The organism is Anaerococcoides asporogena, assembly GCF_029590275.1.
GTDB lineage: Bacteria > Bacillota > Clostridia > Clostridiales > Clostridiaceae > JG1575.
In genome coordinates this window covers 1,079,281-1,103,889 of the sequence record NZ_CP120965.1, presented here as the reverse complement: position 1 = coordinate 1,103,889, position 24,609 = coordinate 1,079,281, and the positions used below count along the sequence as shown (strand labels likewise).

At 49.3% G+C, this 24,609-nt stretch carries 23 protein-coding genes; 3 read left to right on the top strand and 20 right to left on the bottom strand.

Translation table 11 applies throughout. The features are described 5' to 3' along the window. Positions 1-240: 240 nt before the first annotated feature. Positions 241-768 carry an NUDIX domain-containing protein gene (locus P6M73_RS05250; RefSeq protein WP_277855062.1) on the bottom strand — a complete coding sequence of 176 codons (528 nt, stop codon included), beginning with the start codon at positions 766-768 and terminating at the stop codon, positions 241-243. A gap of 14 nt (positions 769-782) precedes the next feature. Beyond that, on the bottom strand, positions 783-1,451 hold the full coding sequence (gene ung / locus P6M73_RS05245; protein WP_277855061.1) for a uracil-DNA glycosylase: 669 nt from the start codon (positions 1,449-1,451) through the stop codon (positions 783-785). 141 nt (positions 1,452-1,592) lie between these two features. On the opposite strand from ung, the gene P6M73_RS05240 reads away from it, so the two are divergent. Further along, on the top strand, positions 1,593-2,882 hold the full coding sequence (locus P6M73_RS05240; RefSeq protein WP_277855060.1) for an alkaline phosphatase family protein: 1,290 nt from the start codon (positions 1,593-1,595) through the stop codon (positions 2,880-2,882). Positions 2,883-3,124: 242 nt separating this feature from the next. Here P6M73_RS05240 and P6M73_RS05235 read toward each other — a convergent pair whose 3' ends face one another. Then, the gene (locus P6M73_RS05235; RefSeq protein ID WP_277855059.1) at positions 3,125-4,000 is read right to left on the bottom strand and encodes a pirin family protein; all 876 of its coding nucleotides are present in this window, start codon (positions 3,998-4,000) and stop codon (positions 3,125-3,127) included. Between the two features lie 570 nt (positions 4,001-4,570). Between P6M73_RS05235 and P6M73_RS05230 the strand changes: the two genes are divergently transcribed. Continuing rightward, positions 4,571-5,524: a helix-turn-helix domain-containing protein gene (locus P6M73_RS05230; RefSeq protein ID WP_277855058.1), complete on the top strand. Its 954-nt coding sequence runs from the start codon at positions 4,571-4,573 to the stop codon at positions 5,522-5,524. A 316-nt stretch (positions 5,525-5,840) separates the two neighbouring features. Here P6M73_RS05230 and P6M73_RS05225 read toward each other — a convergent pair whose 3' ends face one another. The 17 genes from P6M73_RS05225 to P6M73_RS05145 form a co-directional block, all read right to left on the bottom strand. Next, positions 5,841-6,347 carry a GNAT family N-acetyltransferase gene (locus P6M73_RS05225; RefSeq protein WP_277855057.1) on the bottom strand — a complete coding sequence of 169 codons (507 nt, stop codon included), beginning with the start codon at positions 6,345-6,347 and terminating at the stop codon, positions 5,841-5,843. Between the two features lie 465 nt (positions 6,348-6,812). Next, positions 6,813-8,816, bottom strand: a complete 2,004-nt coding sequence (locus tag P6M73_RS05220; RefSeq protein ID WP_277855056.1) for a sodium-translocating pyrophosphatase — start codon at positions 8,814-8,816, stop codon at positions 6,813-6,815. Between the two features lie 437 nt (positions 8,817-9,253). Next, positions 9,254-10,696 (bottom strand): C40 family peptidase, encoded by a 1,443-nt coding sequence (locus P6M73_RS05215; protein ID WP_277855055.1) that lies wholly within the window; start codon positions 10,694-10,696, stop codon positions 9,254-9,256. Positions 10,697-11,447: 751 nt separating this feature from the next. Then, a complete protein-coding gene (locus P6M73_RS05210; protein ID WP_347276329.1) occupies positions 11,448-11,819 on the bottom strand; it encodes a VOC family protein in 372 nt (123 codons plus the stop codon). Positions 11,820-12,137: 318 nt separating this feature from the next. Next, positions 12,138-12,374 (bottom strand): hypothetical protein, encoded by a 237-nt coding sequence (locus P6M73_RS05205; RefSeq protein ID WP_277855053.1) that lies wholly within the window; start codon positions 12,372-12,374, stop codon positions 12,138-12,140. 10 nt (positions 12,375-12,384) lie between these two features. Further along, positions 12,385-13,128: a lysoplasmalogenase family protein gene (locus P6M73_RS05200; RefSeq protein ID WP_277855052.1), complete on the bottom strand. Its 744-nt coding sequence runs from the start codon at positions 13,126-13,128 to the stop codon at positions 12,385-12,387. 441 nt (positions 13,129-13,569) lie between these two features. Then, positions 13,570-13,959, bottom strand: coding sequence for a DUF302 domain-containing protein (locus P6M73_RS05195; RefSeq protein WP_277855051.1), 390 nt, complete (start codon positions 13,957-13,959; stop codon positions 13,570-13,572). Between the two features lie 97 nt (positions 13,960-14,056). Beyond that, the gene (locus P6M73_RS05190) at positions 14,057-14,452 is read right to left on the bottom strand and encodes a VOC family protein (RefSeq protein WP_277855050.1); all 396 of its coding nucleotides are present in this window, start codon (positions 14,450-14,452) and stop codon (positions 14,057-14,059) included. A 142-nt stretch (positions 14,453-14,594) separates the two neighbouring features. After that, on the bottom strand, positions 14,595-17,108 hold the full coding sequence (gene mgtA / locus P6M73_RS05185) for a magnesium-translocating P-type ATPase (protein WP_277855049.1): 2,514 nt from the start codon (positions 17,106-17,108) through the stop codon (positions 14,595-14,597). Positions 17,109-17,202: 94 nt separating this feature from the next. After that, the gene (locus tag P6M73_RS05180) at positions 17,203-18,156 is read right to left on the bottom strand and encodes a hypothetical protein (protein ID WP_277855048.1); all 954 of its coding nucleotides are present in this window, start codon (positions 18,154-18,156) and stop codon (positions 17,203-17,205) included. A 381-nt stretch (positions 18,157-18,537) separates the two neighbouring features. Further along, the gene (locus P6M73_RS05175) at positions 18,538-18,945 is read right to left on the bottom strand and encodes an arsenate reductase ArsC (RefSeq protein WP_277855047.1); all 408 of its coding nucleotides are present in this window, start codon (positions 18,943-18,945) and stop codon (positions 18,538-18,540) included. 19 nt (positions 18,946-18,964) lie between these two features. Further along, the gene (gene arsB, locus P6M73_RS05170) at positions 18,965-20,014 is read right to left on the bottom strand and encodes an ACR3 family arsenite efflux transporter (protein WP_277855046.1); all 1,050 of its coding nucleotides are present in this window, start codon (positions 20,012-20,014) and stop codon (positions 18,965-18,967) included. Between the two features lie 273 nt (positions 20,015-20,287). After that, complete coding sequence (locus tag P6M73_RS05165) at positions 20,288-20,854, bottom strand: DUF2703 domain-containing protein (protein ID WP_277855045.1); 567 nt, start codon at positions 20,852-20,854, stop codon at positions 20,288-20,290. Between the two features lie 148 nt (positions 20,855-21,002). Then, on the bottom strand, positions 21,003-21,332 hold the full coding sequence (locus P6M73_RS05160; protein ID WP_277855044.1) for an ArsR/SmtB family transcription factor: 330 nt from the start codon (positions 21,330-21,332) through the stop codon (positions 21,003-21,005). 313 nt (positions 21,333-21,645) lie between these two features. Next, positions 21,646-22,203, bottom strand: coding sequence for a DUF4256 domain-containing protein (locus tag P6M73_RS05155; protein ID WP_277855043.1), 558 nt, complete (start codon positions 22,201-22,203; stop codon positions 21,646-21,648). Between the two features lie 22 nt (positions 22,204-22,225). After that, the gene (locus P6M73_RS05150; protein ID WP_277855042.1) at positions 22,226-22,819 is read right to left on the bottom strand and encodes a putative immunity protein; all 594 of its coding nucleotides are present in this window, start codon (positions 22,817-22,819) and stop codon (positions 22,226-22,228) included. A gap of 278 nt (positions 22,820-23,097) precedes the next feature. After that, positions 23,098-23,598: a hypothetical protein gene (locus P6M73_RS05145; protein ID WP_277855041.1), complete on the bottom strand. Its 501-nt coding sequence runs from the start codon at positions 23,596-23,598 to the stop codon at positions 23,098-23,100. Between the two features lie 393 nt (positions 23,599-23,991). Here P6M73_RS05145 and P6M73_RS05140 point away from each other — a divergent pair, with 393 nt between their 5' ends. After that, entirely contained in the window at positions 23,992-24,591 is a 600-nt protein-coding gene (locus P6M73_RS05140) for a TetR family transcriptional regulator (protein ID WP_277855040.1), read from the top strand. The last annotated feature ends 18 nt before the right edge of the window (positions 24,592-24,609 follow it).

Here is a 24,609-nt window from a genome sequence, read left to right as displayed (position 1 = left end):
TATTTTATGTAATATCTCCTGAAGTAAACACTTGTAATTTCTTTTGAATTAAACATTTGTAAAATCTTCTAATGTATACACTTGATATATGTCTTGAAACAAACTCCCGGAAGATAATAAGCCGTTGTCCAATCTTTGGACAGCGGCTTTACTCTTTGGGCAGGATTCGGAATGATCGCACCTTTTTTCTTTCGGTTTGTTACTCCAAGGAGTATTTGCCGAAGCATCGCTCCTTAGGAATTAGAACTCACGCAGGCTCAGATAGAACATGGCGCAGATGGTCTTGGAATCCTGAATCTGATTGGTACGGATCCATTCCAGGACCTGGGACCGTGGAACAAATTCCCACTCGAGGAACTCGTCTTCATCGCGGTGTTCCTGGCCCTCGGAGAGTCCGCGAGCCAGATATAGCGAGATTTTCTCATCTGAATATCCGGCAGCCAGGGCCACATCACCCAGGTATTCCATGGACCTGGCTGAGAACCCCGTTTCTTCTTCCAGTTCCCGGTGAGCGGCCGCCGTCCGGTCTTCCGCCGGATCAACCTTGCCGGCCGGTATCTCCAGGATGACTTCGTCTAAAGCAGTCCGGTACTGGTACTCCAGCAGAATTTCATCCTCGTCATTGATGGCAAGAACTGCCACCGCCCCCGGATGGCGGACAATGTCCCGGATCCCTTCCCGTCCATTGGGAAGTTCCACCAGCACGCGATCCACCTTCAGGAAATCCCCTTGAAATACCTGTTCCTGCTTTTTGATAATTTCTTTCATTGTCTTCTCCTTCCTCAGCGGATCGTCCAGTCGATGGGTTCAAGTCCGTTCTGTGCCAGAAACTCATTGGCTTGCTTGAAATGTCCACAACCCAGGAAACCGCGGTGCGCCGACAGCGGAGAGGGGTGCGTGGTTTTCAGGATCAAATGTCGGTCCGAATGAATGAGCCTGGCTTTCTGCTGAGCCGGGGCTCCCCAGAGCAGGAAGACCATGGGCTTTTCCCGGTCATTCAGGCGATGTATGATCGTATCCGTGACTTCTTCCCAGCCACAGCCCTTATGGCTCAGCGGCTTGCTTTCCCGCACCGTCAGAATCGTGTTGAGCAGCAGCACCCCTTCCTTCGACCAATCGGCCAGGTAGCCGTGGTTGGGAATGGGACAGCCGAATTCGGCATGCAGTTCCTTGTAGATGTTCATCAGCGAAGGCGGGATTTTCACACCCGGCCTAACCGAAAAACACATGCCGTGGGCCTGGTTTGGCCCGTGATAAGGATCCTGGCCCAAGATCACGGCCTTGACCTCACCAAACGGGGTGGCCTTCAGGGCGTTAAAAATATCATGTTTGGGCGGATATAAGGTCTGGGTGCGGTACTCCCGGATTAAAAATTCTCTCAATCTGAGGTAATGTTCCGACTGGAATACATCTTTGAGAACTTCGTCCCAGTCATTGCCGATCTGAATCATGTTCTGTCTACTCCTTCCCGGGGTTGTCTGCTTCTATTGTACTATAACTTCCGGGGTCTAACTCCATCCCGGAAAGTGAGCTACCCAGTTATGGCAAGTTTGGTATACAATGAAAGCAATACGAGAAAGGAATGATACACCATGCACGAACACATCGTCGTGATTTCACTGGATGCCATGGGTACAGCTGATTTCAATCAGCTGAAAGACACCCCTGGATTTCAATATCTCCTGGAAAACGGGACTTACTGCGACCAGGTCACCAGTGTCTGCCCCTCCCTGACCTACCCGGCCCATTGTTCGATCGTTACCGGTAAAATGCCGCGCAATCACGGCATCATTAATAATACAAAGATCCAGCCTGATCGGGATCAGCCCGAATGGTTCTGGTATCGCAAGGATATCCAAGGTGAAACCATCTGGGATATCGCCCATAAGCAGAAGAAGTCCGTAGCTTCCCTGCTGTGGCCTGTTACAGGGCGCAGCAATATCAAGTACAACCTTCCGGAAATCATTCCGGTCAGAGCCTACCAGACGCAGGTCTCGCAGGTGATGGCGGCCGGCAGCCCCAGATACTGCCTGGAACTCGACAATAAGTTCAAGCATCTGCGCAAGGGCATCGCTCAGCCCTGGCTGGATCATTTTGTCCATGCCAGTGCCAAGTATACCTTCAGCAAATATCAGCCCTATCTGACCCTGGTCCATTATGTCGATCTGGATTCCATGCGCCATGAACACGGACTGGATTCAGAAGAAGCGCGCCAGGCGATATTGCGGCACGGAGAGCGGATTAATGACTGGATCAACTTCCTTAGGGAATCCGGCAAGCTGGAATCCACTGTATTCATCGTTCTGGGCGACCATTACCACCGGGCCGTAAAGAAGGTTATCCGGCCGAATGTCTTTTTACGAAAGCTCGGCCTGATTAAAATGATCGAGAATGACATACTGGACTGGAAAGCGTATTTCAAGAGCTGTGACGGCTCCGGCTATATTTACGTGGATAAACGGCATCCGGAAGTCGTGGAACTGATCCGCGACAATCTGACCGTTCTGTCCGCTTATGAGGAAAACGGACTCCTCCGTTTCATGGATGGATCGACGGCAGCCTCACGGGGCGCCGACCCCAACTGCACGTTCATGCTCTGTGCCTGTGACGGTTATTATTTCAGCGAATCCCCCATCGGAGAATTCATCGAGGATGTCGAGAATGATCCAGCCCTGTACCGGTCCTGTCACGGCTATGAACCGCACCTTTCGGACTATCATACGGTGTTCCTGATGTCTGGTCCCGGCATCCGCTCCGGTCACCGGATCGCGGCGATGAATCTGATTGATGAAGGCCCGACCATCGCCAAGCTCATGGGTTCTTCTCTCTGGGGGGTTGACGGAAGGATTCGCTATGATTTCTTCAGTGACATCCTGCCGTAAGCTATCGCCAGTCGGATGAATCACCCGGATCTACAGACTGAACGTGCAACTGGCCTCCGAAGGGTTTTAAACTGAATGTGGATGATCACCGCCTGAGCTCATCATTTCGAGGGGCTCTTCACCAATTCGTGCTGACAAGCGAAGCGCAGGTCCAGGTTTGGAACTGCGCCTCGCTTTATTATTGGAATTAAATATCGAATTTCACAATCGAATTTCAATATTGAAATTCAATGACTTTCTCATCAGAATGGGTTCGGATATTTGTTCAGAGTTTCCACTCCGCGGACTTCACTGGTTTTCAGGAAAGTTCCGCTACGCAGTTCGGCAAAGGCCTCGTTCAGTTCTTCCTTGGTGTTCATAACAATGGGACCTCCCCAGGCAACGGGTTCGTCAAGCTTCGGGCCTTCGATGTACATAAACAGGGCCGGCTCTGAAGCAGTGACTTCGAGGTCGGTTCCGGGAGTAAACAGAACGCCATTCTTCTTTTCCACAAGAGTTTCTCCTGCCTGGAGGGCGCCGCGGAAGATAAAGAGGAATGCGGTATCATCATGAGGCAGCTGCTTGCTGAACGAGCTGCCCGCTGCCAGTTCCACAAAGTAGATCTGGGGGGAAACATAATCAGGCCGCACTTCTCCCTGGACTCCGCCAAACTCTCCGGAGATCAGCCGTACAGTCATGCCTGGCTGGGTATACACCGGCATCTGATCTTCATTTACTTCCCGATAAGCCGGAGGCTGCATTTTGTCTTTCTGCGGCATGTTGAGCCATAGCTGGAATCCAATCATTGCCTCCGATTTCAGGGGCATTTCCTGATGCATGATCCCGGAACCCGCTGTCATCCACTGTGTACCGCCAGGCAGTATGGTTCCTCGGTTGCCTAAGGAGTCCTGATGCTCGATGGCACCGGAAATTAGATAGGTAATGGTTTCGATCCCCCGATGCGGATGCATCGGAAAGCCAGCGATGTAATCGAGATAGTTGTCTGAATCAAACACATCCAGCATCAGGAACGGATCCAGTTTGTTGATCGTCGCCTGACTCAGGACCCGAACCAGCTTAACTCCGGCTCCGTCCATTCCATCAAATCCTCGTCTGATTTCCTGTATTCCCCGTTTCATACTTCCTCCTTGCTGCTTACCATCGATTTTTTGGTTACGTCCAATTGATTTCTTACCCAAATAGTACCACAGAAACAACGAATTAGCACAGATACCACTGCTAATTCAGCGTACCGGCCGAACTGCCGGAACAAGAGCTGACTCGATCTCTTGCTGATTACTGCTCAAAAAGAGCCAAAAGAGGTCCAAGTGGGTTATTATTACTCATTCGACCGATTCCAAAAATCAGAATCGCTGAATCGGGTCGTTGACATAATCGTTCAGGATCCCCGAGCAAGTGGTCCTTGTGTATCAATTTTATTGCTGAAATAATACACAAATAAAAAAAGTCATATGAAGCTCTCACAGACTTCATATGACGTCAGAAGGTTTGTTCTTTACTATGGGAGGTAAATCCATAATAACGAATGTCATTGGGTACTCATACACCTTTCGGTATAGAAGAAGGGAAAAGAATGAAAAATTGTACCACTTTTCACCAGCTTTTCTATTTCTAATATATAATAGACTCAAGGTTAAAAAACCGCAGTTGAGTGTGGATTTTAATTTTTTTATGACAGAGGGCATGACATGATTGAAAGCTATAATATGAAAAACTTTGGAGAAGTCGTGCGCACCATCCGCGGATCTCTCAATATGACTCAAAAGGATGTACGGGACCGTGTCGGAATCAGTGAAAATGCCCTGATGAAGCTCGAGAAAGGGCAGGTTATCCCCAAATATGAAACCCTTGAGCTCCTGTCCCTGGCCTACAAGATCGACCTCATGGCCCTGTTTCTCAAGTATCGGTATGATACGAGCCTTGAGACCATCATGGTCAAGGCCGATGAAGCCATCATCAATAACCAGCCCCAGATTCTGCAGCAGTGCCATGAGCAGTACTTCGAGTATCTGAAATCGGGCGATCATCGAGACTTAATCAATTCCAGCGATTTGGACCTGCTGGAATGCTTCCTGGCGAACGCTGCCAAATATTACCACCATAACCTGAAGGACTTTCAAATCCAGGCCATGATCGAGAACATCCGCGCGACATTGCAACGGGTCAATCCCGACATGAAGTGGCACAAACTGGACAAAGGCCGCTTCAACCTGTGGGAAATCCGGCTCCTGATCCTGCTGGCCCTTTTGGAAGGAAATCTGGACCATTATGATGTATCTACTCGCATCCTCGAATCCATCTACCTTCGCTTCAAATCCCTGCGCAAGCAGGTCGTCCGGGAGCAGAAAGTCTTCCTGATCGCGCTGTTTAACCTGTCTTATCATTACCATGTGACCGATCAGTTCGACAAGGCCCTGGAGATTGCAGAGGCAGGAATCGATTATGCCAAGGAAACATCGGATTTCACCCTGCTCCACGCCCTGTATTATCGCAAGGGCATCGCCCAGTATCTGCTCGGTCAAGCGAACTACCTGGATGCTCTGCGCTTCGCGGTGACCATGCTGGAGATTCAGGACAAGCAGGAAATGGCAAAGCTTTACCGCACTGTCAGCAAGGACAACTATCAGATCGAGATACCCTGATCAGCTATATGATCGAACAGGATTTCTCCTGGAGAACTGCCGGCCAAGCGGACGCAATGTCGACTAACAATACCGACCCAACAGAAAACTGACGCCTTGAATGATCTTGACCTGTCTGCATGACAGGAAGTGATCATTCAAGGCGTCAGTTTTTTATTTCATGATCTGCTAAACATCCTAATCCAAACCGGAGCTCTGATCAGTTCATGTTCACGTTCATGTTCAGCTTCGGGTTTGGGTATAGGTATAGGTATAGGTATAGGTATAGGTATAGGTATAGGTTCCGGTTCAGTTCCAGATCCAGGTTCTTGCCCCATCAGGCAGCACGCTTCAGGTACTGCTCCAGCTTCATCAGATATCTTGCAACACCTGATTTGGCGGTTTCTTCTGTAAATCCCAGTTTTCGGAACAAGTGGTGACTACCCTCGTTCCCGGGCATGATTTTTGCCTGGAGGGTTTCATAACGGAGGCGGAAGAAGCACTCCTGCAACGCGAGTTCAACTGCTCTGGTGCCATATCCCCGGTTCCACATTTCTTTGTCACCGATGACAATGACGATTTCGGCCAGGCGATTGCCCTTGTCGACCAGCTTCAGATAGCCAATGGAGCGGCCATTGTGCTTGATTAAATAGAAATTTCCGCCGCTGCAGAACATGTGGGTTACAATCGGACAAGTCGTATAACGCAGAGCGGCCCGAATTTCATTGCTAATCTCATGCCCCTCTGAAATGTATTGAGTTATTTCCTCATTATCCAGCCAATCAGCCATCAAATAGGCATCATTTAAAAAAATCTCATCATCCAGCTCAATGATCTGATTCACAGTATCCAGGACCTCCCATCAGTAAACTCTATCCACCATAGCACAAACCCCGGGACAAATCCCCCGACTTAACCGTGGTTGTTTGAATTTACCTCATGAAACCTCAACTTCCCTTCACTTCCCTGTGCTTCTCTCCAATTACAGTTTTATTAATCAGCTCTCATCGTCTGAAATCAGCTAAAATGACCTTATATCGCCCAAAATGAACTTTTCACTTTTCATCAGGCAGTCGACGATACTAAACTCATTCATTTCCGATATTTTGGTCTGTTCGTGTAGCAATGCCGGGTTCATGATCAACGTTTGGTCACATTACCAGAATCCGTTTCTCTGCCAGGATCCAGTTTTAATTGATCCTCCTGCTTAATGACTGAAATTAAGACTCCGCAGACTGCTGGTCAATCGAAAAAAGGATCAGCCAGCTGGCGCGATGCCAGGCGGCTGATCCTTTGTAGAAGGGAATTTTTAGCGGAAGAAGAGCGGTGCAAAAACCAGAGAAATGATGGTCATCAGCTTGATCAGGATATTGATGGAGGGTCCTGAAGTATCCTTGAACGGATCTCCCACAGTATCTCCGACAACGGCTGCTTTGTGAGCATCAGAGCCCTTTCCGCCGTGATGGCCGGATTCGATGTACTTCTTGGCATTGTCCCAGGCTCCGCCTGAGTTGGACATCATGATGGCCAGGAGGACACCGGTTACAAGGGCTCCCGCCAGCAGTCCGCCCAGGGCTTCTTTGCCCAGCACGAAACCGGTGGCAAGAGGTGCCAGCAAGGCAATGAGCCCGGGGGCGATCATTTCCTTCAGAGCATGAGCTGTAGAAATGGAGACGCATCGTGCGTAATCCGGTTTCTCAGTTCCAGCCATAATGCCCGGCATTTCCTTGAACTGACGGCGTACTTCCTTGATCATTTCATCCGCTGCTCTGCCGACTGAATCCATGGTCAAAGCCGAGAACAGGAACGGCAGCATGCCTCCGATCAGAAGGCCGACGATAACCGTTGGATTGAGCAGACTGATTTCCGAAAGCTTGGCAACCTGCGCATAGGATGAGAACAGAGCCAGGGCGGTAAGAGCCGCGGAACCAATGGCAAAGCCTTTGCCGATGGCAGCGGTGGTATTTCCGACAGAGTCCAGGGTGTCCGTGATTTCACGGACTTCATGGGGCAGCTTGCTCATTTCGGCAATTCCACCGGCATTGTCTGCCACCGGGCCGTAAGCATCCACCGAGACGACCATGGCGGTCGTTGAGAGCATACCCACTGCGGCCAGCGCGATTCCGTAAAGGCCGGCAAACAGGAAGGAAACCATGATTCCAACACAGATGATCAGAATGGGCCATAGGGTGGAGAACATTCCTACACCGAGTCCGGAGATGATATTGGTGGCCGTTCCGGTTTCAGACTGAGCCGCAATGCGGCGAACAGACCGAAAAGCGTCAGAGGTGTAAAGCTCAGTGACCTTTCCGATCATGAGACCAACCACGATTCCCGAAATAATGGCATAAGCCGGCTGCAGCGTCTGAAAGAAGTAGCTGCTGAAGAAGAGCGAGGCAACCAGCACCAGGCCGCTGGACACATAGGTGCCCATATTCAGTGATTTTGCTGGCTCAGATGTTCCCTTAACGTTCATAATACCTGCCATGGAGGCCAGTATTCCGATTCCGGCGATAACCAGCGGGAAAATGGATCCTTCGACAACGGGGACAAGGAATTCCTTTCCAAGCAGCGGAACAATCTTTTCAATCGTTACTGCCAGTGTGATGGCAGAGATGATGGATCCGACATAGCTCTCAAACAGATCCGAGCCCATGCCCGCTACGTCGCCCACGTTGTCTCCGACGTTGTCAGCGATGACTGCCGGATTTCTTGGATCATCTTCCGGAATGCCAGCCTCCACCTTACCAACCAGGTCAGCTCCGACATCGGCAGCTTTTGTATAAATTCCGCCGCCCACGCGGCCGAACAGGGCAACGGATGAAGCCCCCAGAGAGAATCCGGTGATGACGCTGTAGGCATCAAAGCCCAAAAGGAACAGCGAGAACCCGATTCCGAACAGTCCCAGTCCGGCTACCGCCAGACCCATGACCGCTCCGGACCGGAACGCAATCTTCAATGCACTGCCCATGCCACTGTTCTTTGCGGCGGCGGCGGTTCGAACATTCCCCTGGGTCGCGGCATTCATGCCGAAGGCTCCCGCCAGAACGGACAGGATAGCTCCAAACAGGAAGAGGAATGCAGTCTGCAGGTTAATTCCGAACAGAATGACCAGAAATAAGATAGACATAATTGCGACCATGTAGATGTATTCCCGCTTCAGGAATGCCATGGCCCCTTCCCGGATGTATCCGGCGATCTCCCTCATCCGATCGTTTCCGGTATCCTGTTTGGTGATCCAGACAGTCAGGAACACCGCCATGGCAATGGCAAGCGCTCCGGATAAAGTTGCAGCAAGTATCCAGTTATTCATTTTATCGCTCCTTATACCAAATGTATTAATATATTATAAGTAAAGATTCCGAAGAATAAAACCACCTGAACCCATTACTTTTTCATTAACAACCCTTAAAAACTGTTCAAATAAGCAAATTATTTGCTCATTTCGCCCGTGACCTCGGGTATAAATTTAAGATTCCCCATAAAGGAACACTTTCATTAGCATTCTATGAAGTTCGTCGAACTTTATTTTCTTTCTGTTTATTCGCGAATTACTGCATAATCAACTGTTGCATTCATTGATTCTCGGGGAATGGCTGAGCCCGACGAGACCTTTAGCAGAAATTATTACTCAGCGCGGCGGTAAAGGCTCCGGAATTGAAGTTGACCAGAAGGAACCAGTTGTCAGCAAAAAAAGAAAGAGAACGGCCGGGGCTGTTCCCAGGAACCGGTCGTTCTCTCTTGACAGGGTTATGGTGTCGGCCGAAGGAATCCCTTGACCAGATTATTCTTGTAGTACCAGGTCAGGTCGACAATTTTCACGTAGTCGCCTGGTTTCGGGGAATGGATCATCTGGTTGTTTCCGATGTAGATTCCCACATGGTAGACTTTTCCGTCTTTTTCAAAGGCTATGATATCCCCAGGCCGCGGAACGGATACTTTGTTCGCGATGCCGGCCCACTGAGTGGAAGCGGTACGGGGGATCCGAATCCCAACTTTGTTGTAGGAATAGTAGGTCAGTCCGGAACAGTCGAATCCGCCTTCTTCCCAGGATTCGCCGGCGTAAACGTACGGCGCGCCGATCAGAGTCTTGGCGATTGCCACGACACGGTCGCCCAGTTCGTTGTTATCCGGTGAAGGGTCAGGAGTCGGAGTGGCAGTGCCATTATTCATGGCAGGATTAATCCAGGCACCGGGTGTTCCCTGAGTGGCTGACAGATTATACATGCCGCTGAAAATCTTGTAAATATAATACGTACCGGCTGGCAATACGGTGAGCGGTGTTCCGCCTTCGGCGGCTTCGGCTGCTGTGTAGTATCCGGCCAAAGGTGCAAGGACTTTATACTGGTCACCTGCTTCAATCGGCTTGGGCTCAGTTGGCTCTGTTCCTGGATCGGTCGGGGGCGAGGGTTCAGTGGGCGGAAGCTGGGCCACATTCGTTTCGGGATTTACCCAGGAACCAGGCACTCCGTTGGTGGTGGACACATTGTACATGCCGCTGAAGACCTTGTAGACAACGTAGGTTCCAGGAGCCACTTTGCGAGTGGAATTCGTTCCGGCCTGCGCGTCGGCGGCTGTCAGATACCCGGAAATTGATGTAAACACTTTGTACTGATCTCCCGCTGCAATATTCTCCGGATTGGTCGGAGCGGGCGGGAGCGGAGCCGGAGCAGGATCAACGGGAGTGATCGTTCCACCAGCATCGCCGGTTACAACCGGCAGGCTGTAGAACAGGACATCGGAAAGATCCCAGTAAGACTTATAGGAATATCCTCTGGTTCCATTGATTTCAAGATAGAGCCAAGATGCGCTCCTGCCGAGAACCAGAGCTTCGGTTCCAGCCTGAGCATAGAACACTTTTTCAGCTTGATTGTTGGCCGATTTTCTCACGTTGACATTGGAACGCGCCGTCAGCGTATTGGCCTGCCAGTAATCCCGATAGGTATACCCAACCAGTCCGTTCAGATCGATTTTGTACCAGCCGTTCTCAGTTCCCAGATATTGATGGATCGAACCTGCCGTAACGTACCCGACTTTCTCTGATGTGCTGCTGCTTGACGCTCTCACGTTAACATTCGACTTAGCCTTGAGGGTGGTGGCTTCAGCGATCGCACCGGTAAGCGGGGCCAGAAGCGTGGCGGCGGCTACAAGGGCAGCTGCCAGGACCTTCAGTTGTGAGTTTCGTTTCTTCATAGTTTCCTCCGAAAATTCTTACCTCAATGTGTACTGTTACCTGTTTGTAATTTTTAATCTCTAAAAACATATTACGAAAGTATTACAGTTATTACAAACTTTATTTTTAAATTATAATTCTTGTTTTGACACTGTTACATTATAACTTTGTTTTTGTTATTAAATAGTTTTGTTAATCGTAACTTTTGTTACCGCTTTAATAAAACAAGCTTATTAAAAATAACAAGTTGTTTATTTGAAATCATTAAAAAAACACTTTATTCTTTACAACTTCTTTACTTCCTTCGTCTCTTTTTTATGATTTAAGAATTATTCCAGCTATTTCTTAGAACTCTCATTGTGACATCCTCTGTTAACCAATCGATTTGTACTTCCTTAGTATATATTTCGATGAAACAAAGAAATCATACTCATAATGCCGGAATCAGCAAATGAGTATGATTAAATAATTAAATTTATCTTGTATAAAAATAGACAGAGAGTGTACTGTAATAACAACAGAACAGTAATTGCTCCCTGAAATTCCTCCATGATCATTCAGGCAAGTTCAGCAGAATCCTGATCTCATGGTCGAATCGACGGCCTGGAATCTCAATCCCAAAAGGTTGGTCTCAGAGGCTTTTTCCTCCAACTCACCGGTTAAGGACTTTGATCACCCAGGATTAATGATCAACATTCCAAAACGTTTGGTGACATCCCTGTTGCCGCCTCCCCCAATCAACCAGAACAAGGAATCGATTCAGTGACTCGATCAGAGATGCTGATCGAACAGAATCTGATTGCCATCGGGATCCGCAATCATGAACCAGTCCGGACCAGCTCCGGATTCATCCGCTTCTCTGATGAATGAAATTCCCTGACGCTTTAATTCTTGCTGAATCTGACGGACATCCGTGGCTCCCGCCAGGGGCTGAGCATTGGAATCCCAGCCTGGATTAAACGTCAGCCCGTTGGCACTCAGCATTCCTTTAAACAGACCAAGGACAACGTCCTCTTTTTTCAGGATGAGCCAGTTCATGGAAGGCTCTCCCATCAAGACCTCAAACCCTAATTTTTGGTAAAAATCCCGAGATGCTTCCAGATTTGCCACATTTAAACTTAGCGAAAACGATCCAAGTTTCATCATGATCTCCTTCTCTGATTTCATCAGTTCCAAATTTTTATGGACCCTACTCTTCCCCCGACGCTCTGGCAGCTGTCGCTTTCTGAACCAACCGGGATCTTCTTAAGCTTCAGTTTTCTCAATGAATCGGTCATAAAGAACGTCAGATGCAGTGAGAAGTCCCGTTATGGCAGATCTCTTAATGATGGGATCATTGCGCACTTCAGGACTTCTCTTAATACTGGATTCTCTAAATGCAGGACTTCCTATTTTGTTCGGTTACTCTTCAGCCCGGAAGGACGGATCCTCAGCGGCAGGATCCATCCAATCACCAGCGTGTCAGAATGTTCGGGGACGTCCGATCCGGCTTCCCAGTCTGGCACCCAGAATCAATCCCAGCAATCCCCCGAGGATCGCTCCCAGATCTCCGGTCGCTTCGTAGCCCTGGACACCGAACATTCGAAATTCTGTAAAGAAGTTCCCTCCAATGACAGCTCCGATGACCAGTCCCGCCACAGCGCCGAGAACCAGAAACAGCACGGCACCAAGGACAGCGAAAATCACTGATCGGCTCATAAAATCCCTCCTAAAGTCTGGCTGTCAGTACTTGTCTGCCGCGGTTCTGTACTTCCAGATAAGGCCGGTCCTCTGCCATCAGCAACAGCAGCAAGGTCCAGGCAGGCACGTAGGTTCCCCAGATCAGGTTTTCTTTCCACAGCATGAAATTTGCAAAGGCTGGATCATAAATGGAATAAGCTACGAACAGGTCACTGAAGAACATGAGGAACCCTGCCAGGGCAATCATCCAGGCGGCCCGCCTGGTATAAAGGCCGCGATAGAGTGTCGAAACCATAGTCATTCCGGCCAAACTAAGAATCACTCCGATTCCGATGCCGGCCTGCAGCATGAACCCGGTGGCGAATTTCTGCAGATTCATGAAAAGATAGAGAAAGATCAGGCCAAAGGGAAGGAAAGTCATCAGCTCTCTGTGCCCGAATTTCATTTGCCGGCTGAAGGCCAGAATCAGGAACAGATAAGAAAGGATGAATCCCAGCATGCCATAGAGCTGGCGGTTGGGCATACTTTCATCAAACACCTGGGCCAGAATAAAAAAGTAATCAGACACCAGAGTGAAGAGAAACGCTAATCGCAGCAAGTACCTCTCCCTGAGACGGGTCGTTAACAACCAGGCTGCCAGGACCATGGTTGCTCGAACCCCAAAGGTAAGATACAGACTGGGGTCGCCTTTTCCGTATACTGTGTGAGACAGCAGGATCAGGCCGGTGGCGACGCCGTAAAACAGCGCCAGGAACTTTTGAGTACGGTTCATGACATTCACCTCTTTATGTATATTTGTGAGAATACGTTTGAGGAAACCTTCTGAAAAAACCAATGTCATTTCTGCCCATACGATGAAGTCACTTGCGAATAATGTCGCACTTTTTCTTTGATTTAATTTTACAACTATTACAGGACATCTTCAATCACCCCGGCTCAAGCAACTGTTCAGTCAGGTTGACCGCTGCTGCAGACTCCCTTCTAATGAACTTTTCTGTAGCACTCTCATCGGGAAATTAAGAACGGCCGAACACCACATGAAGGATGTCCGGCCGTTCTTCGTTTCAATCAAACTCTTTCCCCGAGGGATTCTTGGTTCTCATTCCGAAATCGCTGGTCAGGGTCAATTGCCTTAATCTGCTGCTGGAGTTTCCGGTTGGTCATTTTAAATCACGGCAGATTGTTTCAGCTCATTCTTTATAGAACAAATTATTTAATGAATGGAATCGTCAATGGCCTTCCTGAGCGTCATTTCAACCTCAAGGGCTGTTTCTCCCAGATCGGTCTCGCCCATCAGCTGAACCAGGGCCTGCGGCTTCATCATGCCGAGTCGCACCACTCCGTCCTTCTCATAGATCGCCATCTTACAGGGCAGCATATAGCCCATTTCAAGTTTCTGATCCAGCACTTTCTTTGCCTGGGCCGGATTGCACACTTCCAGCACCATAAAATTATGGTCAAATTCCAGCCCCTTTTCCTGCAACTTATCCTTGAAATTAAGCTGCCACAAAACCCCGAAGGAATGAGCGGCCAAGTTGGCGGTCAGATCCTTGACTGCCTGTTCGAATGTTTTATCCGTTTTCTGTTCGTAAATAAAATCCATTCTGATCTCCTTTTCCTGTGTTATCTTTTGTTTTGGTGTCTTCAATTTTTTCTGATTGTTATTTTGCCAGTCCGTTCTCTGTCCAGAGAGTTCAAACTCAGACTTTCGCCTCGCCTTTGGCTGCCAGGGCAGGATCTGTTCCTGGGTATTCAATGAGAAGAGCCCTCAATCCCATCAGATCAAGGATGGCTTCTTTCATATCTCCCACCCGGAATTCTCCCAGCACATCGACGTTTCGGTCCCTGACCTGCTGTACCGCCTCCTCCAGGTCATTAACCTTGAAGTGGAAGCTGCGCACGTGCACTTCTCGATCCGGGACTTCCAGCAGCTCAATGCCTTGATTGGACAACGCCATATGGACGATTTTCCCGTCCGGCATAGTCACCTCGCCTGAGAACTCAAAGCGGATTCCCAGCAGTTTCCCAAAACGCTGCTTCCCCTCTTCCAGGTTCGGCACCGCGATGCAAATCCGATCCAGCCGTTCAATATTCATATTTCTTCCTCCTGTTCGCTTGTAGGTTCAGTATAGCAAAAAGTCTTCCCCATTATTCTCAACAATCCCTGAACAATCCTTGAACTGCTGAATGAGCAGGTGACTGTACGAACCGCCTGAGCTGCGTTCAGTCACGCAATGGTCACTTCCGGTAAAACCAGCGTTTCCCGAATTCTGTTGCCACCAGATAGCAGAATGTGATGAACAGCAGAGCCAGCAGAAGGTACGGAGGAACCGGTGTGATGCCCAGTGCCGATGCAAACGGGAGATAAGGCACTACCAGCGTGAACACACCAACTGCCAGGGAAGCGAAGATCATAATCGGCGCTGGCCGGCTCTTGTAGAAGGTTCGGCGGGTGCGCATGACCATCAGAATCAGCAGTTCGGTCAGCACCGAGACCGTAAACCAGCTGCTCTGAAACAGTGCTTCATTGGCCTTGATGATCAGCAGCAAGACGCCGAAGGTAATGTAGTCAAACACACTGCTGATCAACCCGAACAGGAACATGAAGTTCCGGATAAAGTGAATGTCCCAGCGTTGAGGGGATTTCAGGCTGTCCTGATCCACATAGTCCTGTGCAATGGCAATGGCCGGAATATCGGACAGGAAATTGAGCAGAAGGATCTGTTTGGGCAGAAGAGGCAAAAATGGCAGGAACAGTGACAATCCGGCCATGCTGACCATGTTGCCAAAATTTGCGCTGGTAGTGATCTGAATGTATTTAAGCGTATTGTGGAAGGTGGTCCGGCCCAGAATGACGCCGCGATCCAAAACCTCGAGCTTATGTTCGAGCAGAACCAGATCTGCCGTTTCTTTCGCGATGTCTGCCGCATTGTTCACTGAGATACTGACATCCGCTGCGTGAAGAGCGGGCACGTCATTAATTCCATCTCCCAGGAATCCCACCACATGGGACTTTTTCTTCAGTGCTAAAATAATTCGTTCTTTCTGATTGGGATCGACCTCACAAAAAATATTGATTTGATCTACCCGATGCCAGAAGGATTCATCACTGAGGCTGCGCAGCTCTCCCCCGGTCAGAACGCCCGTGACAGTCAGTCCGACGCTTTCCGCGGTATGAACGGCGATTAGTTTGTTGTCCCCTGTAATCAGGCACAGGCTGATCCCGTGAACCGATAAATCACGAATCGTCTGGGCAACATCTTCCTTGGGATGGTCATACATCAGCAGGAAACCGGCGAAAATCATGTCCGTTTCATCCGAAATCCCATAATCGGCCTGCTGCGGAACAACCCGGCAGGCAACAGCCAGGACGCGAATCCCCTGACGACTCCATTCAGCATATTGTTCCTGGATCCGTTGCAGATGACCTTCGTCCAGCTTTACCGCTTCCTGGCCATCAAGAACATGCGTGGAAATCGACAGCACGCTCTGAATGGCGCCTTTTGTGAGCAGTAAATTCTGGCCGCCATCTTTGACGATGACGCTCAGGCGCTCCCGGTCAAAATCAAAGGGGATTTCGTCGATTTTTGTTACCCCGGTCATTTCGGGCGGTCGGCCCTTTACAATCGCGTCGTCCAGGGAATTTGCCATCCCCGCCTGGAAGAACGCATTCAGATAAGCCATGCGATACACCTCGTCCGAGGGATGGCCGGAAAGGTCGTAGCCACCATCGATTCGGATCACGCCTTCTGTCAGCGTGCCGGTTTTATCGGTGCAGAGAATGTCCATGGAACCGAAATTCTCGATGGCGTTCAGCCGTTTGACAATGACGCCCTCCTTTGCCATGACATGCGAGCCCTGGGACAGCGTCAGACTGATGATGGCCGGCAGCAGTTCCGGAGAGATGCCAACGGCCAGGGCCACTGAAAACAGCAGCGAGTCGATGGGCGGCTTCAGGAGCAGTACATTGATAGCAAACACAATGAGAACCAGCACCAGCATGATCTGCGTCAGAAACCCGCCAAATGTCCGGATGCCTCGTTCAAATTCGGTTTCAGGAGGTCGCAGGGTCAGTTTTTTGGCAATTTCACCGAAAGCGGTGGAAGATCCGGTCTTTGTCAGGAGAACCGTGGCGCTGCCATTATGGACATTGGTTCCCATGTACACGCAGTTGGCTCGGTCTTTCAGAGCAGTCTCTTCTCCCAGGCTGCCTGGCTGCTTCGAAATGGGGAGAGACTCCCCTGTCAGAATTGCCTGATTCACTTGCAGGTCCATGGCTTCCAGAATCAGTCCGTCGGCCGGAATCAGGCTTCCTGTGCTAATCCGGACGACATCCCCGGCAACCAGGAGACGGGAGGGAACCGGAATCCAGCTGCCATCTCGCAGAACCTGAGTCGTCACCTGAACCGTTTCGCGTAATTTTTCAAGAGCTGTACTGGCCCGACGCTCCTGAAAGTAGCTGATCAGGGAACTGGACAGAACAATCAGAAAGATAATAAACGCATCCAGCCATTCACCGCTCAATGCGGAAATGATGGTGGCCACCACTAAAATCAGAACAATGGGTGTTTTAAACTGATTCAGGAAAATCAGCAGCTCCGAAGTCTTCTTCTTGGAAGCCAACACATTCTCACCCATTTCTTTCAATCGCCGGCTGGCTTCCTGGGAGCTCAGTCCGTTGATCGATGACGACAGCCCTTTTATCGCATCATCCGCTGGGATACTCCAATAGCTAAACTCTTTTGATTCCATAGGTGCTTCCCCCTTTTCAGAACGATCGGATCCTTACAACGGTCAACATACAGCATTAACAATTCTAAGGAATCATCCGTTTCATACCGATTCACTAATTCAGAGACATACCACTCTGATTGCCGCCCTCCGGCAGGGAATTGAGGACCCGCAGAGCCCGCAAGGTATTGAACCGGCTGGGTTCTCCCGTCTTCTCCATATCAAAATGAACCAGTCCGGAATGTTTTGCCTGAACTGGCCAAGTTCCGTCTTTTCTTTGTTTTTGTCGCAGAACCTTCACCGGCTCCACCAGTCTGGGGTCTGCCAAGATTCCGCGATCTGCAAAATAGACCAAAGCTCTGAGGATGTCGTATTTCCAGCGCACCGGGAAAGACAGCCTCAGCCAGGCTGGATTGATGATCTCACCGGTCTTGTCGGAGCGGAACAGATGATGGATCAGCAAGAACTCTTCCGCCCCAGCCATGCACTCGGTCAGTTCCTCCGATCGATAGGCATACCCCTGCTTCCGAAATTCCCACAAGCCCTCCAGAACCGACAAGGTGGTATGCATGGAACTGTGATGAACGCCAGGCTTCAAGAAATCACAGTTGAACCCTCCGTCTGGCATGACGCAACTCATCAAAAAATCCACCACCGATCTCAGGGAATCCTCTGGCACACCGAAAAACGCGGCATAATTCAAGAACATGCCATTGACACAGACATCTCCCCTGCGAGGCATCCTGGATTCATACAGACTGCCGTCAGGTCCTTTGTGATCCCGCAGGATCAGCCGTAAGGTTTCGCCGATTTCTTCCACCGGTTCGATTTCCAGATACCGCAGATCCAGCAGAGTGTAGTGAGAACTGATCCACTTCGGGCTGTAGAATTCATACCCCCAGTGTCCATTGGGCTGCCGAACTTGAAGAAATCGCCGGCCGAAGCCTTCTGCGGCAATTCGCTGACGCAACTCTGTCAGGCCGGATTGCGGCTGCCGGAGCAAATATTTCCTTGTCAGATACTGAACGCTGACATCTCCTTCCAGAAGCCATTCCAAAATTCGATCCATTTGGCTCACCTCCGCGATTATGCTGACCCTTGCTCATCTTCCTTCTTTAGCTTGATTATCCCACTCTCGCATGATATAAGAAAGATTTCCCGAATCGGATAAAAGTAACTTAATTGTGAAGCTCCATCAGCCACATCCATTATCGTCTGGGCGCTTCCAGAACATTGATGATCCAACTCCAAGTATGCTGAACGAAGAACTCTGACTGGTGAATGCTTGCCGGAGATGTACAGCAAAGGGAAAAGTCCTTCCCACTGGCATTCAGCCGGTGGGAAGGACTTTGATCTTTATCGTTGAGCATCGAAAGTGTGAAATAATCTTCCGGGGTTCAGCAGAAAATGAGGTCGATTCAGAAATTGTGCACCTGGCTCCAGTCTCTAACTACAGCCCGTGCTTCAGCCTTGTAACCAGCTCCTGCACTTTAGCATCTATCACGGATATCACCTGTAAGAATTCTTCGTCGCTTTTCCCGGATGGATCTTCCAGCCCCCAGTCTTCCCGGTGGCGGCTGGGCAGGAAGGGACACTGAACATTGCAGCCCATGGTGATACCCACATCAATCTCCGGCAGATCGTCAATCAGCTTCGAATGCTGCGTCGCTTCCATATCAATGCCATACTCCTGTTTCATCAGGCGAACGGCATCCTGATTGATCTGAGGCTTTGTCTCCGTACCGCCGGAATAGCTTTCAAAAACCTCACTGCCGTACTGTTTGCCCAGCGCTTCCGCGATCTGGCTGCGGCAGGAGTTGTGAACACAGATGAATGCAACTTTCGTTTTATTGCTCATGAATCATTTCTCCTTGGGATTACTGAATCGGAAACCAGTGTTTTGTATTGTTGGCGATTTTGACCAGAATAAGCATGACCGGGACCTCCGTCAGAACTCCGACAATCGTAGCCAAAGCTGCTGGACTCTGTGTACCAAAGAGGGAGATCGCAACAGCAACGGCCAGTTCAAAGAAGTTTGACGCACCGATCATTCCGGCCGGGGCTGCGATGTCATGGGGCAACTTCAGAATCCGGCTCGCAATGTAGGCAATGAAGAAGATCAGGAACGTCTGAATGGTCAGCGGAATTGCAATCAGGACGATATGCAGCGGATTTTTCAGAATTACTTCGCCCTGGAAGGAAAAGATGATGATCAGTGTCAGGAGCAGTCCAATGATCGTGACATTGTTGAATTTCGGAACAAACGAACGTTCAAAATACTCCTGTCCTTTGTTTTTAACGACGAAATGCCGGGTCAGTGCCCCCGCTGTCAGTGGAATCACAACGAACAGAACAACCGAGAGGATCAGCGTATCCCAGGGAATCGGAACTCCGCTCACACCCAGCAGAAAAGCCACAATGGGAGTAAAAGCGAAGAGAATAATCAGATCATTGGTGGCGACCTGAACAACTGTGTAAGCGGGATTACCCTTTGTCAGGTGGCTCCAGACGAAAACCATGGCCGTACAGGGTGCAGCCCCCAGCAGGATCGCACCAGCCAGATAGTTTTTCGCCAAGTCTGGTGAAATGAAGGGCTTAAAAATGACATTGAAAAACAGCCATGCGATGGCGAACATCGTAAAGGGCTTGATCAGCCAGTTCGTAATCCAGGTGACATAAAGCCCCTTGGGATTTCTCCCCACATTGCGAACACTGTGAAAATCGACCTTCAGCATCATGGGATAAATCATAAGCCAGATCAGAATGGCAATGGGCATGGATACCTTGGCATATTCAAATTGATTCAGCAGTCGCGGGATGGCAGGAAGAAACTGTCCGATCAGAATTCCTGCCACCATACAGAGTATGACCCAGACCGACAGATAGCGTTCGAAAAAGCTGATACCGTCTGTTTTTTGTTTATTCATTGTGCACCTCGTTGAAGTTGATTCGTTTCCTAGTTTTAAAAAGCTCGTCTAATAAGTTCATCTGATAAGTTCATCTGATGAGTTCATCTGATAAGTTCATTTGATAAGTTCGTTTCATATATGTTCCATATGATCAAAAGGCAGCCTTTTCGAATAAAGATTTGTAACGCCCTTTGACGATCAGCTCATGCCTCGTGGGAAAGGAAGATTGATCCCTATGATTCCAGGTTTCGCTCAGAAGTGTGTCCAGTTCTATTGCTGGCCGCCTGATTCTTATACTCCCCGAAGTTCCTCCATCCGCTCATAAAATCTGGCAAGGTTCTCAGGCAGAACATATTCCGTCTGATGTTCCATGATTCTGGCCCCCCCAAAGATCTGCTTCAGGATTGCTTCGATGATCATGCTCCTGGGCGGTTCATTATGTTCCGTTCCCTCATAATCATAGACGCGGCAGCTTACCTGATCCCCGCACAAATCCCCGCACTCCCTGCAGTCCGATTCCCTGACCACGAAATCAATATCCTGTCCATTCACCCGAATCGTGGGGGAACTCAGAAATTGATGCTTGATGGCAAGTTCTTTCGTATTCACATTGATTTTCTCGACCTTCAGGTCAAAACCCGCCGCGGCGAGCACCGGACGAACCTGGGCGATGGCTTCATCCAGATTGGCATCCGTCCCCTGACACCGATCACATTGAGACAAATCCAAATAGAGAAATTCAATCAGCACCTGCTTCTTTAAGCTCGTGTCTGAACAGTCACATCGGCTGCCCCCGCAGCAACCTGACACCGGTTCTTTGGTTTCAATGAGAAGTTTGCCTTCTCCCGACTCTTTCATTTCTCTTCCTTCTTTCATATTATTTCTTTTCTCTTTTTTATCTTTCTTTCATAAACATAAACATGCTGACTGCATCAATGATAAAGAATTTGGGATTCATCGCTATCAAAATTCCTGCCTGCAAGTTAGGCATTGGATTCATAAGGGCTTAGCAGCATTTGTTCTGAGGGTGTGATCTGCTTTTACAGATACAGTCTTCCTTATCATGGGTAATACGGTTCAGGAACTGAATCAGCTCCTCGGCTTTTGTCTGATTGAGTGAGTATCTCATCCAGGCTCCGTCTTTCTGAGCCTGAATCAAGCCGCTTTCGGTAAGAATTCGCATATGATAGCTCAGCGTCGACTGTGAGATGCTGAATTCTTCCAATATGTCACAGGCACACAGGGTGCCGCACGACAGCATGTCGATGATTCGAAGTCTGGTCTCATCAGACAGAGCCTTCATGATCGGTACATATTCCGCTGTAGTATAGTTCATGGGGTACTCCTTTCATCTGTACCTTCCTCAGACAGATCGGTACTGTCCGGTCAGGCTTTCATTTCTTAGCAGCTCCACGCCCAGAAGTCTGAGTTTCGAACCTGACTACGTTCGATCTGCATCATATCGACAAGTATCGATATCCAGTTACAGTATATCCTGCATATCGAAAGTTATCAATATGACCTGCCAAGAAATAACTTGCAATTAACATTCAGCTCACACAAACCCATAGCGAAAATCTTTTGCTGCCATCGATGAAAAAAAGCCGGAGCGTCCGGCAAGACAGCTCCAGCTTTTTCTCGTGATTTCATTAAACTTTCAGCAGTCCCCGGAACCCTCGAACTCCGTAGTAGGAATCCGCGCCGTTGTGGTAAATAAACACGGTGCCGTAGCGATAATCGCCGAACAGTGCTCCCCCCAGGCTTCGAATTGATTCCGGGGTCAGAAGCCAGCTTGAGGTCTTCTGATCAAAGGGTCCTGTCTCATGCAGCCGGCGGTACTCTGCTTCCGTCAGCAGAGCAAGGCCCATCGTCCCGGCCACGCCCATGGCGCTGGCTTCCGGGGCATTTTTCTTTCGGGCCTTTCGGGCTGGTTCATCATAGCAGAGATTGCGCCGTCCGGAAGGAGTCTCCGGGGAGCAGTCGGCAAATACGATGGATTCGCCTTCAGTCCATACTACATCCGGCTCTCCCCCCGTCTCTTCCATCTGATGAAGGGTCTGCAAAGCTTCCGGATTGTGTTCCAGACGCCGGGCGATTTCATCCCATTTCATTTCGGGGTGGCGCCGTAAATTCTGTTCAAACCGCTCTTCCAGGATTTTCAACAGCTCCTGATCACGGATCGGTATATTTAACTCGCTTTGGTTCATTGTTAATTCCTCCTGCATCCTATTAAGGTTGCTTTGATTTTGGCTCGATGAGGCTTTCAGTGCCTGAGGCTTCCGGGTCTGGTTTTTCTAAAAATGCCGCCCAGGGTCTTCCGGCTTCTTTCCAATGAGTCTGCCAGTACCGCAGCCGCTCTTCATACCATTGGATCTTACGTTCCGCTTCCGACTCATAGCCTGAGCCCTGGTGATTCAGCGCCAGAGCTGTCAATTCATACATGGGCAGTCCGATGGCATGGCCTCCTGTGTGGACTGTGGCTCCTGCATGTCCGATGGCGTGGCACAAGGCTCCGGTGATCGGATCCGTTGTCCCGGCAACCGCATGGCATGCCAATATGGCACGTTTTGCCTGAGGCATTTTGATCAGTCCCTGAGACCAGGCATCACATTGTTCAAGACATATCCTGGGTCTTAACTCCCCAGGCAGTCTCTCCTCGACTTCACATAATGTTTCCTCGGCACACTCCAAGGCCCAGAGTACCAGAGCCCGATGATCTGAGCTGCGGATTAAATTCATCAAATTGTGAAGACAAGGGCTTTCCTTACGAAACAGAATCTGCCGCTTTCGCTTTTGCCTGACCACTACATCGCTGAAATCCATTCCTTCACGCTCCTGATCGATCGAATCACTACCCTTTCATTATAAGTTGCGTTCCTCCGTTTGATTCAAAGGTCATAGACTATTCCCATTGTTGTCTCATTTTGTTCAGAAAAGCAGCCGCATCTGAGGAACCAGCAACAGCAAAAAAGCCAGGTGATAACCACCTGACTGCTCTGGTCAACGTGTCCTTGATGGACTTTGACTATTATGTTCCGTTAAGTTCCGGTATATTCCCTTAAGTTCCGGTTTCTTGCGGCACGTTCCGGTATTGTTCTGGATTATTCTCTGGGACGAGCATGGAGAATCAATCCTCTGGATCCTTGAAAACCCTGGGTTTGATCCAGAAAGCGCAGGTGGTGTTCGCTCAGGTTCTGGGAAAAAACTTCCCGGCATGCCGGTGATTGATCGTCCCCCAGCCAGATACTGTACAGTTCAATCACCGGGACGCGCTCCAGTTCGGCTTGTAAATAATCAAGGAGAGCTCCCCCCCTTGCTTGCGTGTACTGCAGACTCACTCCATAGATCAGCTTCCGTCCGGTATAAGGTCGGACCAGATCCTCACAGTCCAATGCCGGGGCGATTTCCAGTTCACCGAGCAACTCATCCGATTCACAGATCTGGATAATGGGTTCATTAGGGTCTATTTCCTGATTTTCCAAAAGAAAATCAGGGAGCTCCATATCCAGAGCGAGGGCTTCATGAAGCGACAGCTTCTTAATATATGGATTTTCGACGATTGTCAGCGCTTCATCACTGGCTAAAAATAAAAATGAACTCATCTATACTCCTTTGTCCTTCTATCACTGTAAAAATGATTCTTTTTCCTTTCCGTTTGCAGAAACTTTCAGTTGAAACCTCTGTCCCACTTTCAAGACGTAATCATTGTACCACTGTTCGAATCTGTCGTTGAACATGAAGCAAAAATCTTGTGACAGAGTTTATTTTTTCCGTGACGCAGGCAAAGCCTGATACTGCCAGGATCCAGTCTGACGCCTGCTTCCAGTTCATTCTGAGGTGAAGCCTGAATCAAACGGAATTATTAAAGAAAAATTAAATCGTATAAAACCACGTTGACACGGTGTCATTCCTGAATTAGAATAACCTTGAAATGACACGGTGTCATTTTTCTTCTGAGGACGGATCGATTTAGAAATCGACGAAGGGAGGATACAATGCCAAAAGATACATTCTTCAATTTGCCCCCGAAGAAACGGGAGCTGGTACTGGATGTCATCAAGAAAGAATTTGAAAAGCATCCGATCTCAGAGGCCAGTGTCAAAGATATCGTGAATGACCTGGGAATCGCCCGAGGCAGCTTCTACACATACTTTGAGAATCTGGAAGAAAGCTATTTTTATATTTTGGACCAGGAGACCATTGAGGTTCATGAACTGTTACTGGACCTGCTGCGGGAGCATCGGGGAGACCTGTTTAAAACATTCCCGGACTACGGCAAAGCCCTGGCCAGAGAACTGTTCAAATCCGAGAAACACGCGTTGTACCGCAACCGCTTCCTGTACTGGACTTCCGATCTGGAACAGCAGTGGCGGCACTACCAGGCAGTGAATCACGAAGAGAAACGCCTGGTTATGGAATCTGACTTCATGCGGGATGGCAATGATGACCTCAAGGAGATCAGAGAATTTATCAAGGCGGTCATTCACGCCCTGATCCGACGCCTGTTTGCCGAGAATTGGGACAGCGAGACATTCCTGAAGCATTATGACAGCCAGGTCCAACTGATGGAGCATGGCATAAAAAGCAATCTGTAAAAATTAAGGAGAAAACAC